At 48.2% G+C, this 13,859-nt stretch carries 12 protein-coding genes and 1 pseudogene; 10 read left to right on the top strand and 3 right to left on the bottom strand.

The window, feature by feature from the left end; genetic code table 11:
- The 3 genes and pseudogenes from WG89_RS32285 to WG89_RS21465 all read left to right on the top strand — a co-directional run.
- Positions 1 to 121, top strand: a pseudogene (locus WG89_RS32285) (IS5/IS1182 family transposase); the annotation flags it as partial.
- Positions 122 to 317: 196 nt separating this feature from the next.
- Positions 318 to 3,014 (top strand): inositol phosphate phosphatase SopB, encoded by a 2,697-nt coding sequence (locus tag WG89_RS21470; RefSeq protein ID WP_062269652.1) that lies wholly within the window; start codon positions 318 to 320, stop codon positions 3,012 to 3,014.
- Between the two features lie 63 nt (positions 3,015 to 3,077).
- Positions 3,078 to 4,049, top strand: coding sequence for a hypothetical protein (locus tag WG89_RS21465; protein WP_062269651.1), 972 nt, complete (start codon positions 3,078 to 3,080; stop codon positions 4,047 to 4,049).
- Here the strand turns inward: WG89_RS21465 and cydC are convergent.
- Positions 4,042 to 5,733 carry a heme ABC transporter ATP-binding protein/permease CydC gene (cydC, locus tag WG89_RS21460; protein ID WP_079253975.1) on the bottom strand — a complete coding sequence of 564 codons (1,692 nt, stop codon included), beginning with the start codon at positions 5,731 to 5,733 and terminating at the stop codon, positions 4,042 to 4,044. The two genes, WG89_RS21465 and cydC, sit on opposite strands and share 8 nt — an antisense overlap.
- Positions 5,723 to 7,498, bottom strand: coding sequence for a heme ABC transporter permease/ATP-binding protein CydD (cydD, locus tag WG89_RS21455; RefSeq protein ID WP_079253974.1), 1,776 nt, complete (start codon positions 7,496 to 7,498; stop codon positions 5,723 to 5,725). Before cydD ends, cydC begins: the two co-directional genes overlap by 11 nt.
- A 177-nt stretch (positions 7,499 to 7,675) precedes the next feature.
- Here cydD and trmJ point away from each other — a divergent pair, with 177 nt between their 5' ends.
- Together trmJ and WG89_RS21445 are read left to right on the top strand one after the other, a co-directional pair.
- Complete coding sequence (trmJ, locus tag WG89_RS21450) at positions 7,676 to 8,434, top strand: tRNA (cytosine(32)/uridine(32)-2'-O)-methyltransferase TrmJ (RefSeq protein WP_062269650.1); 759 nt, start codon at positions 7,676 to 7,678, stop codon at positions 8,432 to 8,434.
- Complete coding sequence (locus WG89_RS21445; protein WP_062269649.1) at positions 8,434 to 8,853, top strand: GNAT family N-acetyltransferase; 420 nt, start codon at positions 8,434 to 8,436, stop codon at positions 8,851 to 8,853. Before trmJ ends, WG89_RS21445 begins: the two co-directional genes overlap by 1 nt.
- A gap of 11 nt (positions 8,854 to 8,864) precedes the next feature.
- Here WG89_RS21445 and WG89_RS21440 read toward each other — a convergent pair whose 3' ends face one another.
- Positions 8,865 to 9,773, bottom strand: coding sequence for a hypothetical protein (locus tag WG89_RS21440; RefSeq protein ID WP_245662953.1), 909 nt, complete (start codon positions 9,771 to 9,773; stop codon positions 8,865 to 8,867).
- 243 nt (positions 9,774 to 10,016) lie between these two features.
- On the opposite strand from WG89_RS21440, the gene rarD reads away from it, so the two are divergent.
- The 5 genes from rarD to WG89_RS21415 all read left to right on the top strand — a co-directional run bounded on the left by rarD (position 10,017) and on the right by WG89_RS21415 (position 13,858).
- Positions 10,017 to 10,943: an EamA family transporter RarD gene (gene rarD, locus WG89_RS21435; protein WP_245662952.1), complete on the top strand. Its 927-nt coding sequence runs from the start codon at positions 10,017 to 10,019 to the stop codon at positions 10,941 to 10,943.
- 221 nt (positions 10,944 to 11,164) lie between these two features.
- Positions 11,165 to 11,788 (top strand): YjfI family protein, encoded by a 624-nt coding sequence (locus tag WG89_RS21430; RefSeq protein WP_062269648.1) that lies wholly within the window; start codon positions 11,165 to 11,167, stop codon positions 11,786 to 11,788.
- A 47-nt stretch (positions 11,789 to 11,835) separates the two neighbouring features.
- Complete coding sequence (locus WG89_RS21425) at positions 11,836 to 12,522, top strand: PspA/IM30 family protein (protein ID WP_062269646.1); 687 nt, start codon at positions 11,836 to 11,838, stop codon at positions 12,520 to 12,522.
- Between the two features lie 110 nt (positions 12,523 to 12,632).
- Positions 12,633 to 13,289: a DUF2491 family protein gene (locus WG89_RS21420; protein WP_062269644.1), complete on the top strand. Its 657-nt coding sequence runs from the start codon at positions 12,633 to 12,635 to the stop codon at positions 13,287 to 13,289.
- Between the two features lie 158 nt (positions 13,290 to 13,447).
- The gene (locus tag WG89_RS21415) at positions 13,448 to 13,858 is read left to right on the top strand and encodes a DUF350 domain-containing protein (RefSeq protein WP_062269642.1); all 411 of its coding nucleotides are present in this window, start codon (positions 13,448 to 13,450) and stop codon (positions 13,856 to 13,858) included.
- Position 13,859: the final 1 nt, after the last annotated feature.

Below are 13,859 nucleotides of genomic sequence, written 5' to 3'. Positions count from 1 at the left end.
TCAATTTGGATTTATAAAAGCCAGGTATCGAGGTTTGAAGAAGAATGACAATAAACTGTCTACTTTATTTGCCCTGGCGAATATTGTTCGACTGGATCAAATGATCCGGGCACAGGGTTAGTCCGCCCTGAAGTCACGAAAGTGGCTAAATATCATACAAATAAGGGGTTGAGACCTCTGATTTCAGTCCTACTTCGAACTCGATTCAAGAAGGGAAGTAAATTAGAGGTTATTCGCAGGTTCCTTAGCCATAAAAGATTAAAGCTTGCATTTATCCGGCCGATAGCCGCCAGATAAGGTGAATACCGGATAAAACCATGGATTCAAAGCCACCCGATAAGCCCTCAAAGCCTATTGATATACCCATGCGACCACGCCGTGAGGCGAAGGATGACGAGGACTCTGAATCATCATCTCCCGGCAAGTGGATAAGGAAATCGGTTGGAAAGGACTCACAGACTGAGACCAGTTTTACTTCCGATCCTTTTGAAACCGATGGCTCAGGCTTTGACAGAAGACGCCTGCAAACAATGCAACCCACCGCATCCGGATCTCCTCTCTATTCTTCCGGCGGTTCATCGGAACGAGCCAAGAGACACTTTTCCATGGCGACCGGCTTTGTTGACGAAAGCATGAGAGCCTTTGTTGATGAAGGCTTCATGGAGGAGTTAAGTAAAAAGCTGGGTGCCGTCAACAATGAATCCTTCAAGGAAGATATGGCCAAAAGAATGACCTTCTTCTTTGAGGATGATGATATTCCTTTCGATGATGATGGTTACGAGAGTTTATCTACACCCTCTTCACTTCAGGAGGAGCGTGTATTTCCACCACCAGCTCCCCTCATGCAAGACCCTCTGGAAGAGCCCGTTGTAGCCTTTGATGACCTGTTTCCGGAATTTCGTTACACCAACCTCGATGATAGAAGCTCTCCTCTTTCAAAAGCCATGAAGAGCAAAGGCCTCAAGCTTGAGAAATTCAGCGAGTACGAAAAAAAACATTTACAGACATCGGCTCACGAGTACCTATGTATTCATAATCCAAAGGATGTGAATGAAGATACCTTCAAAGCTTTTCTGGCAGATCACCAGACACTGGTTGAACGACTAATGCCCGAAGCCTCGGAAGCCCTGATTAAAGAGCGTAAAGCGAGTCGACCTCTGACCCTCAGCTCCTTTAAACCTATGTTTACCAGCGAGAGTACCCGTGCCGATTGGAAAAAACTGGTCCGGGAAACACTGCAGCTTATGGAACAGCCTATTTATGCACAACAAGCCGGTCTGGTGGATTCTGACAAGCTGATTGCGAGAGCAACAGAATTACTGGATGGCTGGACGAAATTCACTTCGCCCGATAAAAAAGGCCTGAAGCCTGAGCTCGCACGTTGCCTCGAAACAGACTTAAACTCAGTCAACAAGGCCATCTTGCCTTTTATTGAAGCCATGAAAGTCGTAGCCACTTTTGATTGTCGATCAAAAGCTAACTTCCTGCACAGTGTCAACCTGCAATGTTCAGCGGCTATTCAGCTTCTTGCGGATGAAGCTATAGAGGCCTCAAATCCAGCTTTTCAAAAAATTATGGACTTGCAAAGCAAAGCTAGTGTGCGCTTTGACCCTTCTGCCCCAATGATTCCACGACTTCTTGGACTTCAAAAGAAAATACTGTCAGCTTTGTCCCCCTTACAACTGGGCAAAAAATATCAGGCAGCATTGGTCAAGCTCTTACAGGGAAGTGAAGGTACACGCTCCATCGATAAAGAACTGATGATGAAATACCCAGAAGGTTACCAGCACTGTGTATTGCAGTATCTCCCTGCAGCCATGCTGGCTCCTCCTGAAAGCAGTGATGACCTGGCTCACCTGGCAGCGCCATTTGTAGACCTCTTCTACCCGGGATACAAGGACAAGTTCTGTCCATCCATGAAACGAAATGAAACCGGACACGCCGTCAATCTCATGAATATGATTTTAAGGATGGCGGGTGTTGAAGCTCCAGTTTATATGGAGACCCGTCTCGGAGTGCCCTACGCCTTCGCCGTACCGGAACACCGGCGCAGAGAAGTCACCAACCGGAGAATGGAAGAAATGGTTATTGCAGCCCTTCTGCAAAAGAAGCCGGAAGCGCTGGCTGAAGCCATAAGCAACCCCAATCACGACCCAATAGAAGTTGATATCTGTTACAAGCTTTTGTTAAGTCCCGACAGACTCCGCCCTAACCTGATCGAACACGAAAAGAATGATCCCGAGTTAATCTGGTGCGAGAAAGTCAGGGAAGCGGTTAAACAGATCAGAGAACGAGGTACACGCATTATCTCTGTCAGGGATCGCTCAGGTGAACAACAGAGAATTCTGGTCAAGCCCAGAATCCACCTTTTTATTGATCCCTGTAACAACATGGCATTTACCAAACTGGGGGCCATGACAGGCACCTGGGAGCTGGCTGATGAAGTCAACAGAGAGACTCTGACAGAGTTAATGGGTTCAATGGAGCCCGATGCCGATATCGGCGGCGAGGTAGGAGAGCTACTCAGAAAAGATTCGACTCCGCCCGAAATCAAGCAGGAGTTAGTAGAAGTTGTCCGTTATATCCGTTTCATGTACGACAAAGACCGTCACCACCAACTGACTAAAAACCCTTTCTATACCAGTAATTTGACCAGTGAACTCTGCCGTTTGCTGGATTTTGCCAACGTTATTGGTTGTAAGAGTGCGAAGGATCGAACCGGACTGAAAAGCGCCATGGATATCAAATTCTGCATAGACTGCTTTATGGCAAGAGCGCGATGGCTAAGAAACGGCAAGAGAGGCAGTATCACACCCAAGCCCGGCCAACCGGTTACTTTTGCCGAGATCTTCAATGCCTGTCAGTTAATTCTGAACAGTGGTCAGATGGAGAACCAGCTGAAGAACACTGGAGTCCCGGGCTTTAAAGTGCCGGAATATATGCTGGGCATTGCCATGGCGGTTTATGCACTCATAAACCGGGGAGTCAGCGCCCAGACGTCTTGGCTCAAGTAGCCTTCTATACTGAGAATGTTTACTTCCAAAACGTAATAAGGGCTGTTTCACAAGGACTTCATTATGGCCACCAGCGTTGAAAACTGTCTGAACGTACTCCGTCAGGATCTTCTTCAGGAAAGCACTCAGACGATGAGCCAGCAGGTCTCTGAACCTGATAATAAACCCCTCTGGCTGGGTGGCCGCATGGTTAGAAAAGTCAGGGATTTCGGTCTTAAACTGGCTGATATTCTTAGAGATCGAGGCTGGCTCAGTAATAAGAAGGTAAATAAACGGGAAATCCAGGAATGCCGCTGGGCTCGGAGTGTTGCCGGTGCAGGACTGGTTGATCAGCAATTTTTCCCCGCCAATGTCCCTGAACAGGAGCTGGTCGAACGCACTGCGCTTGCCCGGGAACTTTGGCAAAAAGACCCATACAGTTTCGCACTCTGGTGCATTGAAAACGATCAAGCCTTTCCCCAGCACTTTCTGGTGGCTGAACTCATCCCCTGGCAAATGGAACAATTCGCCAGCCTGGGACTGAATCGAAACGATGCCGCACGCTTGTCAATTCGTCTCAGTGTAGCGGTAAAACTGCTCAATCCTTCTGAAGCCAAAGATCAGAGAGAGAGCATGCTAACCCTGTTGCCTACCGATACCCCTGACGAGATTGCAGGAAAGGAAAGGTACAACGAAATACTCCTGAACCTCCATCATAATGAAGAATCAGCGGATATGTACCTGGACAGTTTTATAGGGAATTACACACCCAGCGAACAGATCGAACTGTTGAAAGCCTGCAGGGATGAGCTGGCTATCAACCCTCAAAGCCATCGGTTATCCGAACAAAACCTGCTAAAAAAAGTAATCAGTGATCGTCAAAAGCAGGAAACGGCTGAATTTCTCCATAGAAGAGCGGGTAGCTCCTCACTGCCTCTTGATACCGACACATTGACCGAAGAGGCTCAACGTACCGAAGCCGACTGGGATAGCAATAATGACTTCCTGATCGACTTTGATACCGAATTGGATCAGCAAGGCCGACCGCTTAAATAACTCTTCCCCCATCCATTCGAATCACCCTATCCATGCGATCCAGCATGGCTTTTTTATGGGTAATCATAATGACGGTTTTCTCTCGATAAGCATCCAGAATACGGTTCATCAGAAGCTCTTCACTGACAGGATCAAGACCTTCGCTGGCTTCATCCATTATGAGCACCTCAGCGTTTTTCAACAAAGCTCTGGCTATGGCCAGTCTTCGCTGCTCACCACCTGACAAAGCAACGCCACCCTGCCCTAACCAGAGGCTTAGAATAGATTCATCACCTTCAGCCGCCGCAAGACTGTCCAGTCCAACCTGCTTAATGATTTCAAGTAACTCATCATCCTGAGCCTCAGGTCGAGCCATTTTAAGATTCTCTCTCAGGCTGGCACTGAATACATGAGTTTGCTGGGGGATCACGGCCAGTAGACCGTAGAGGGCAGATTCCGTATAGGAAGCTATAGAGATCCCACCCATTTCAATCCGTCCCTCCAAACCTGTTAGCTGACGGGTAATCAATCGGATCAATGTAGACTTGCCACAACCGGTTTTGCCCAACAATGCCAAATGCTGACCCGCCGGGATATCAAGACTGATTCCCTCAAGAATCTTCACCCCGGCTGCATCGCTACCGCTTAATGAAGGGTATTGAAAACTAACATCCTGAATAGAAATATGACCTTTGAAGGATTCTGGAATAGCCTGCTCACCAAACTGAATGGCTTCTTCTTCCAGAACCTCAGTCAGTCTGGAAGCGGCCAGCTGAGTGTGTCCTAAAAATTGAAAAGCACCAGGTAGTGGCATTAAAGCTTCAAAGCCTGCCAGAACCGCAAACACAGACATCACCATCACCGGCCCGGAAATCACACCCTGCTGATACTCACCAGCGGCCAGATACAGCATGATCACTGCTGAAAGACCGGCGCCAATAACCATCAACGCACCACCCACACCTTCCAGTCTGGACATTTTTTGCTGAGCACCGTGCAAACGGCTTTCTGTGGTTTCAGTTCTTTCTCTCATTCTGGCTTCAGAGCCATAAATTCTGGACTCGGCCATACCCTGCAGATAATCCAGTGCTTTCTGTCTGAGCTCTCCCAGCAGTTCACACTGAGCCCGACCACTTTTATAACCCAGTCGATAGAAGATAACCGGCAAAACCAACAGCCAGAATCCCATCAGAGCCAACGTTCCCCAGCCCAGTACCGGACTAAAGAAACCCAGCCCAAGAGATAGCAGTGCCACCACAAGAATGGCTGCAATGACAGGGCTGAATAACCGGAGATACAGTTGATCCAGAGCATCAACGTCGGCTACCAGCCGATTCAACAGTTCAGCTTTTCTATAGCGTTTTAACTGGGTAAGGGAAAGCGGCAACAGCTTTTCAAAAAACCAGCTGCGCAACCAGGCCAACAGTTTGAATGTGGCGTCGTGACTGACCAGACGCTCAAAATATCGCGACGCCGTACGACCTATGGAGAAGCCTCTGACACCTGCGCCCGGCGAGAAAAAATCAAAGGTTTGAGCTGTAGCGGCGGTAAGGCCTGCCAATGCAGTAGCCGTAATAAACCAGCCTGAAAGAGCCAGCAAGCCAAGACTGAACAAAAGCGTAGCCAGTGCCAGCAACATACCTACCGATAATGCGCCCCAGTGTTTACGATACAGTTTTAAATAAGGCAGCAACTCACTCATCATCCAGACTCCCTTTTAAACCGGCCATAAATGCCTTCACCGGCGCTGAATCCTGCTTAAGCGACTGTGGACTTCCATCGGCCACCAGCTGACCATTTTCCAGCATCAGAACCCGGTTCATTGAGTCAATCTGTTTGAGACGATGAGTTACAGTTATAACCGTGCATTCCGGATCAATAGCTTCCAGAGCATCGAGAACCAGTCGTTCATTATAAGAGTCCAGGCTGGCGGTGGGCTCATCCAGAATCAGTAGTTTCACTGGCTCGGCAATGGCTCTTGCCAAAGCAATTCGTTGAGCCTGACCCACAGAGAGATTACCTCCCTGCTCCTGCAGCAAACTGTTCAGCCCATCTGGCAACTGCTCAACAATTTCCATAGCCTGTGCTCTGGCCAGAGCCAGTTTGACCTGGGATTCATCCAGATCACGCCCAAAGGATACATTCTCATAAACGGTGCCATGAATAATCAGGGGTTGCTGACCCAGCCAGGCAATGCGTTTTCGCCAGTTATCCATCGATAAATCTGAGAGATTTTCTCCGGCTACCTTGATGTCGCCCTGATAATTCCAGAATCCCATCAAGGTATTCACCAGCGTTGATTTGCCGGCACCGCTTGGACCGATAATGGCTACCCGCTCACCTGCACCGATAGAAAATGAAAGGTCTTTCAGTAATGCCCTGCCACCGGCACTGCCTTGAACAGTCAGTGAGTCAGCCGCAATGGAGACCGGGGCTTCCAGCGCAAGCGTTTCCTTACCCTGATGTCTTTCAGACTCTTCACGATTCAGCAGTTCCAGAATCAATTCAGCGGCACCGACGGCTTTTGATTTGGCATGGTAATGGGTTCCGAGATCACGAAGCGGCTGATAAAACTCGGGAGCCAGCAGCAGAAGAAACAAACCGGTATAAAGACTGACACCGGCTCCATAGCTGCCAAAATTCAGATACCCGAGAAAACTCATGCCCAGGTAAACCGCAAGAATGGCAATGGAAACCGAAGCGAAAAACTCCAGTACGGTTGAAGATAAAAAAGCCAGACGCAAAACCTGCATGGTTTTATGTCTGAAGTCTTCACTGGCCCACTCCAGAGACTGATGTTCATAACGGGCCCGTTTGAAGAGCCTTAGTGTTTCCATTCCCTGCAGTCGGTCCAGAAAAAAGCCTCCCAGCCTGTTAAGCGCTTGAAAGTTTCGTCGATTGGCTTCTGCTGCCTTCATACCTACAAGAGCCATGAAGACGGGAATGAGTGGCGCTGTACCGAGGAAAATCAAGCCTGCGGTCCAGTTCATAGGAAATGCTACCACAATAATAATCAGCGGGATCATCACCGCCAGTGCCATTTGTGGCAAATATCGGGCAATAAAGTCCTGCAGCTCTTCAACCTGCTCCACCACCATAGTGGACCAGCTGCCAGCGGGTTGTTCAGCTATCACCAGAGGGCCAAGGGCTTTCAATTTATTGAGGATGGCCCCCCGGATACTTTCCTTGATAATCAGACCGGCTCTGAAACCGGTAATTTCTCGCCCCCAGTGGCAAAGAGCCCTGAGCGCAATAATACCTCCTGTCAGCAAAAAGTCATTCACCAGAGACTCTCGTAGAGTATCTTCCATCACCATCTGATGAATTATTTTTGCCAGCAACGCAGCCTGCGCCAGGAACAGAAGACCATTAATCAGACCCAGAGCAATTGATGCCATTAACCAGCTTCGGGTAGGACTGAGCTGGCCCATCAACCACTTGTAAGCCTGCTTCTCCGAGATACGACTCATAGCAGAGGATACAACCTGAAGGGAAAAAGAGGGGTATTCTATCTGAACTCCGAGGGTTATACAGTCAGATAGACTAAACCCTTACATCACATTCATTGAATAGCAGTCGTATCTCCAAACGACTCACAGTATAATGAGCGCCCTTCAACTCCTCTCTCAGTGCTAATTCGGGTTAAAATGCTGTCCAACATTCGCATTATTCTGATTAATACCTTTCATCCTGGAAATATTGGATCCTCAGCCAGAGCCATGAAAACCATGGGCTTATCGGATCTTTGTCTGGTCACACCCCAGCGCTTTCCTGACCCTGAAGCTGAATCTATGGCCGCTGGTGCCCAGGATGTTCTGGCAGGTGCCCGGGTGTTTCAGACACTGGATGACGCCATAGCCGATTGTTCAATGGTGGTTGGTACCAGTGCACGAACCCGAAATCATACCTTTACCCGCCCAATGCTCGGCGCAGATGAGTGTTCAGACAAACTGGTGGCTGAAGCCGGCCAGCATCCTGTCGCCCTGGTTTTTGGCCAGGAAACTATGGGACTCACCAATCAGGAGCTGGAAAAGTGTCACTATCATGTGTCCATTGATGCCAACCCTGAATACCCGGTTCTGAATGTCGCTTCTGCCATTCAAATCCTCTGTTATGAGATCCGCAAGGCAGAGCTGCGCAAGAGCCAGCCAGACTATGCCAATAAAGAAGCGGCAGAATACCCATTAACTCGTGAGCTGGAATTCTTCTACGAGCATCTGGAAGAAACCCTCAACGACATTAACTTCATTATCAAGCAACACCCCGGACTGGTTATGACCCGCCTTCGCCGTCTGTTTAACAAGGCAAGACCCGAAGCCAAAGAACTGAATATGCTCAGAGGTATTCTGGCGGCGATTCAGAAAAAAACCGGCAACGAGAAAACTGAAGATAAAAAAGACACCTGATGACGCCTGAAGAGCTTCAACCTGTCGCCTTTCCACTGGCCAATCGTTTCTTTAAAGAGAATGGTCACAAGGGAAAGGCACGCTCAAATGAACGTGTTTTTATTCTGCGGGACGGGAAACCCATAGTTGCAGCTCTCAGAGCCACCCCGAAAGCTGACGGTTATCTGTTAAGAAGTGTCTGGGTGCAGATTGGAAGGCGCTCTGAAGGTCTCGGCAGTCAATTAGTCAAAACAACACTGGAACAACTCTCTCCCTCTCCATGCTGGTGCTATCCCTATAATCATCTGGAAGCCTTTTATGCCCATCTGGGTTTTCAAAAGACCTCACCTGATGAAGCGCCCTCTGAAATCAGTGGTCCTTATCTCAGTTACCTGAATAAAGGTGAGTCATTTCTGTTAATGGCTTATCAAGCTTATTGAACTGCGAGCAATTAGTGAGTGCTATAGCAAGGCTGTAGAGGTAAGTGGGCAAAAAGTGCTGCTTTAAGGGCAGCAGGGGCAGCAAAAGAAGAACCGGTTAAAAGACGCCAGAATTTTTTTGGATACTCTGTCACAGAACTGGAATAGCCAGTGAGTCGCTCCAAGGGAATATCTACACACTGATCACCATTCAGGTCATAACCGATGGGCTCACCTTCAGAATTATCCACTCGGGTGACTTCATAGGCAGCCTGGGCATAAGTATCAACAAAAGGATTATTGGCAACAAAATACTTAAGCTCACTTTCTACTGCCCCGACCGTGACAACATCTTCTGCAAACGAAAACGTGTTAATCATTCCGGTTCCACCGTTTCCGGCAATGGTGTACACCCGGATGCCCTTTTCAGTCAGAGATTCCAGAGCCAGAATAATTTCATAGGTGGTTTTCCAGACAGGATCCTGTTGCCCCATCTGTCGTACGTTCTCTTTGTACTCATTGACCTTCTCTAGTTTGAGAGGTTTATTAAAAGCATTGATCAGTGTTGATGACTCCCAGGAAAGCAGCACCGCGTCCACTGGCTGTTTGTCAAAACGGGCGAGAATGTTCTGAATGTTCGTAAGAATTTCTGACATGGGATTCCTGCCATCCAAAATCGGATACTGGATGAAAGTAATCTGGGGATGAGATGCGATCAGCCTGACCACATCGCCATGATAAAAAGGCTCTCGACGTTCATCGTCGTCCAGATCCATCATGCCGTACAACCAGCCATGCTGAACCCGCTCCTCATCGTTTTCAAAGCCTTCTGCAGGCGGAAAAAACCGGTCAATAATAGCCACTCTATAAACAGGGAGGCGAGCCTCAGCCTGTGCTGACAAACTCAGAACAACCATCAAAAAGCCTGCAATCCAACGCATACCTGCCTTTGCATCCTTTACTCATCCTTGAATAAAGTCATCGGCTTCAGATTTTTTTTCTCAACACAAGAAAGGGTTATCTGCAGATATTAATCCCGGTTGTCATTTTGCAAGAAATTCGCAAGATTCGGATTAACCAGGAACGAATGTTCAGGCACAATGCCCGATACCGTCAAAAGCGGGAAGAAATAAATTTTCATCGCCACACCTGAGAGATGAAAAATTACCAAGTAGGGAAAGCGTGTGTCTGAACAAAGAGATTCTTCTGGCCTGGCACTGGGTGTCATGGCGTTTACCATATGGGGACTGGTCCCCATCTATTTCAAAGCACTGGATCATGTCCCACCTTTGGAAGTTTTAGGCCATCGAGTATTCTGGTCGGTCTTTTTGTTGATGGTTCTTCTGAAAATGACTGGCAAGATGGCTGAATTGAAAACCATTTTCAGCAGCCTCAAACTGTCAGGAGCCCTCACCGTCTCCGCTATTCTGGTCGCCACTAACTGGTTGATTTTTATCTGGGGCGTGACCAATGATCGTATTCTTGAAACCAGCCTTGGCTATTACATTAACCCGCTGCTGAATGTGCTGCTGGGTTACCTGATTCTCAATGAAAAACTGACACCCCTTAAGCTGATGGCTGTGATGCTCGCCGCTTTGGCAGTGCTCTATCAAATTCTAATGCTCGGCATCGTCCCCTGGGTAGCCTTTGCCCTGGCATTAAGCTTTGGTATGTACGGTCTGGTAAGAAAAACAACCCAGGTATCAGCTGTACCGGGTCTGGCATTTGAAACATTAATTCTGCTACCTGTGACCCTGGGATACTTCTTCTGGCTCTATAAAACGGGCGATCACAGCTTCCGATTTTCTGACAGTCGCACCAGCTTGTTGCTGGCACTGGCGGGTCTGGTGACCACGGTCCCTCTGGTTCTGTTTAATATGGCAGCAAAGAAGCTGACGCTGACCACTATTGGCATCCTGCAATACCTCGGCCCTTCCATATCATTTCTGGTGGGTCTGTTTATCTATAAAGAAGAAGTGACACAGGCACAATTGATCACCTTTGGCCTGATCTGGTTCGCCTTGGCCATATTCACCTTTGATGGAATGCGTAAGAAGCCTATACCCAAGACCAACAAACAAACATCACCAGCCACTCAGACAGCCGAGTAACCCCTCTCCTTCAGAAAATGGCCAGAGCATTCTGGCCATTTTTGTCACTTTTTCAGCTACCCTAAGTCTTTCAAAAGCCTGCAAATTTACAGTCTGCAGGCAATCTTTACGGTTTTCTTTCCAGAATTTTCTTCACAAGCCGATTTATTACATGTAAGGTTATTACATGTAATATTAAGATATAAAAGAAAAGTAGATTTAATCTTCTCTGGAGTAACACAATGGCTCCTCCAAAAAATGCCGCACACTATCAGCGCCAGTTCCGCGCCCGAATGCGGGAGCAGGGGCTGGTTAAAAAAGAAGTTTGGATCTTGCCCGAAAATGCCGGTCGCTTGCGGGATGTAGAGCGCGATCTGAGATTAACCCAATCAACCGTATCATCAGGAAGCAACCCAATGACCACCAGCGAAAACAAGCCTCATGAAATCTGGTCCATGCAGAGCCTTTATCAAGCCCTGAGCAATGCCCCTCTGTTTGCCAGCGGTAATGCCACTCTGCAACTCGTAGATGGAACTGATCCTTGCCTCGAGATCACCATGACCGAGTTTGGTGATCTGCCCATTTACGTTACTGTCTCCGGCGAGCAGATCATTGCCGATGCCATACTGTGGCCACTGACACAGGTTAAGGATGCTCACGCCCTGAATGATGAGATCCTGAGAACCCACAAGCTGTTCCCACTGTCCACCATCAGCCTGGATCGCTTCCCGGGTGGTGAAGATTACTACACCATTTTTGGCGCCCTGAGTTCTGCGTCACTGCTCCAGAATGTCGTTCTGGAAATTGAAACCCTGGCTGCCAACGCCATCAAGGCCACTGAAGCCTACAGCCAGCACCTGGCCTAAGGCCCAAGCCGGAACAAACTCTTTCAACTTTATAAGGAAACGACATTATGAGTATTTGGGGAAAAGTGATTACCGCTCTCAAAGGCGCCGGAAACGAAGTCGGTGAAGCCATTGCCGACAGCAATGCCCTGCGCATCCTGGACCAGGAAATCCGTGAAGCCAGCGACCAGCTCCAACAGTCCAAAACCCAGCTGGCTGGCATTATGGCCAAGCAGAAACTGTCTGCCCAGAAATGCACCGAACTGAAAGGGAAAGTGGCCGAGTACGAAGGCTATGCTATTAAAGCCCTGGAACAGGGTGATGAAGCTCTGGCTACCGACGTGGCGACCAAGATCGCAGACTATGAAGCTCAGCTTAACTCCGAACAGGAAATGGAAAGCAGCTTCACCAACAGCGTAGCCAGCCTTAAAAAGGCCATTGTTGACGCGGAAGCAAATCTGCGTCGCCTGAAGCAACAGGTTGATACTGTAAAAGCGACAGAGTCTGTACAAAAGGCTCAGGCGGCCTGCGCAGCCAAGCACAGTGGTGTTAACTCTAAAATGGCTACTGCGACTGACTCCCTGGAACGCATCAAGCAGAGACAGGCAGAAAGAGCTGCGCAAATGGAAGCCGCTAGTGAACTGTCTGGTGATTCAGCGGAATCCGACCTGCAGAGCAAGCTGAAAGCCGCAGGCATCACCAAAAGTGATTCCGATGCCAGCAGTGTTCTGGAGCGACTGAAAGCCAAGCAGTAGTAATTGAAAGCTGGAAAGCAAATTTTAAAAGCACTTTCTGAGTCAGGAAGTGCTTTATCGGTATTTATAGAAACACTCTCTGCTCATAGCTCTTTAATGGAACCGAGAACATGATTTTTGACCTGTTTCGCAAGAAGAAAGCAGATGATAAAGAGCCATCGTTGCCTGCGCCATTGAACTTGAGGCTTGGCGGTGCTGTTGAACTGGATCTCTTGCCTTTTCAGATGATTCAGCAACAGTTGAACCTGACCCTGCCTTCAGGCGTTCAAACCATAGAAGCCATAGGCATCATTGATTTGGGTGGCGGAGCTTCACTATGTCGATTCTATACGGCCGATGACGGATTCTTTCAAATCTCGACCACAGGCGGATTTGAAACCCAGCATATTAATGACATCAAACTGTTCGTCTTTGAGCAGACCGAGAATCTGGCGTCTCAAAGTGGCGTTAACCTCTGGGCGGGCGAGAACGGCAAGATCGGTCAAACTGGATTCACATTAAACACCACTCAATATGAACGCGTGTGGGACAGTGAAGTTACGGGCAAGATAGAGCCGGTTCAGTTTACTGAAACCGTTTATTCCAGTGATAAAAATACAGCCACTTACGATGTGGACCACCTGGCGATGCTCTATCAAAGGCGTATACCAGACAGTGAACATTATGAATACCTGCTGAGCTCACTGGAATTCACCAGTGAAGACGAAGCCACTGCCGTTGTGAGTGTAGGCATTGATCTGGAAATTTCTTCCATGAGCATTATGTAAACGACAGAGTTTGCAGTATTCTACGTTCATAACTGCCATGACTTTATGACATCGCTTTTCATTCATTGTGATGCAGTGAATGAAAAATGATGCCTGAGAAACAGCCATGAGCCATAAAAATAACAACTCCATCAACGTTTAAACTATCGGACAAGACAATGCTAGCTATTACCGACTATCTGGCGGGCGTACCTCTCTTTCTGGGCTACTTCGGTATTGCCCTGGCGCTCACTGCGATCTACGTCTTCATTTACACCATGATCACCCCTCATAAGGAAATGACACTGATCAAGGAAAATAAGCCCGCAGCCTCCGTTGCTTTTGCCGGTAGCCTGATTGGTTTTGTGCTGCCATTGTCCAGTGTTATTGAAAACTCCGTAGACATTATCGATATGGCGCTCTGGGGAGCTATAGCTCTCATTGTTCAGCTCGCTACTTTCTTTGTTCTGAGACTGTTCATGCCAAAGATTTCTGAGCGCATTACCAACAATGAAATGGCCGCTGGTATCTGGCTCGGCGCCATCTCCATTGCTGCCGGCCTGCTGAACGCAGCCAGCCTGACTTACTGAA

It is taken from the genome of Endozoicomonas arenosclerae (assembly GCF_001562015.1).
GTDB lineage: Bacteria > Pseudomonadota > Gammaproteobacteria > Pseudomonadales > Endozoicomonadaceae > Endozoicomonas_A > Endozoicomonas_A arenosclerae.
The sequence above is the reverse complement of the archived record's forward strand: the minus strand, read 5'-3'. Positions and strand labels throughout refer to the sequence as shown.

Coding starts and splice junctions, on each gene's coding strand:
- WG89_RS21440 (WP_245662953.1), bottom strand. CDS start 9,773: ATGCGTTGGATTGCAGGCTTTTTGATGGTTGTTCTGAGTTTGTCAGCA.
- cydD (WP_079253974.1), bottom strand. CDS start 7,498: ATGAGTCGTATCTCGGAGAAGCAGGCTTACAAGTGGTTGATGGGCCAG.
- WG89_RS21415 (WP_062269642.1), top strand. CDS start 13,448: ATGCTAGCTATTACCGACTATCTGGCGGGCGTACCTCTCTTTCTGGGC.
- WG89_RS21465 (WP_062269651.1), top strand. CDS start 3,078: ATGGCCACCAGCGTTGAAAACTGTCTGAACGTACTCCGTCAGGATCTT.
- WG89_RS21470 (WP_062269652.1), top strand. CDS start 318: ATGGATTCAAAGCCACCCGATAAGCCCTCAAAGCCTATTGATATACCC.
- WG89_RS21430 (WP_062269648.1), top strand. CDS start 11,165: ATGGCTCCTCCAAAAAATGCCGCACACTATCAGCGCCAGTTCCGCGCC.
- cydC (WP_079253975.1), bottom strand. CDS start 5,733: ATGATGAGTGAGTTGCTGCCTTATTTAAAACTGTATCGTAAACACTGG.
- WG89_RS21425 (WP_062269646.1), top strand. CDS start 11,836: ATGAGTATTTGGGGAAAAGTGATTACCGCTCTCAAAGGCGCCGGAAAC.
- trmJ (WP_062269650.1), top strand. CDS start 7,676: ATGCTGTCCAACATTCGCATTATTCTGATTAATACCTTTCATCCTGGA.
- WG89_RS21445 (WP_062269649.1), top strand. CDS start 8,434: ATGACGCCTGAAGAGCTTCAACCTGTCGCCTTTCCACTGGCCAATCGT.
- WG89_RS21420 (WP_062269644.1), top strand. CDS start 12,633: ATGATTTTTGACCTGTTTCGCAAGAAGAAAGCAGATGATAAAGAGCCA.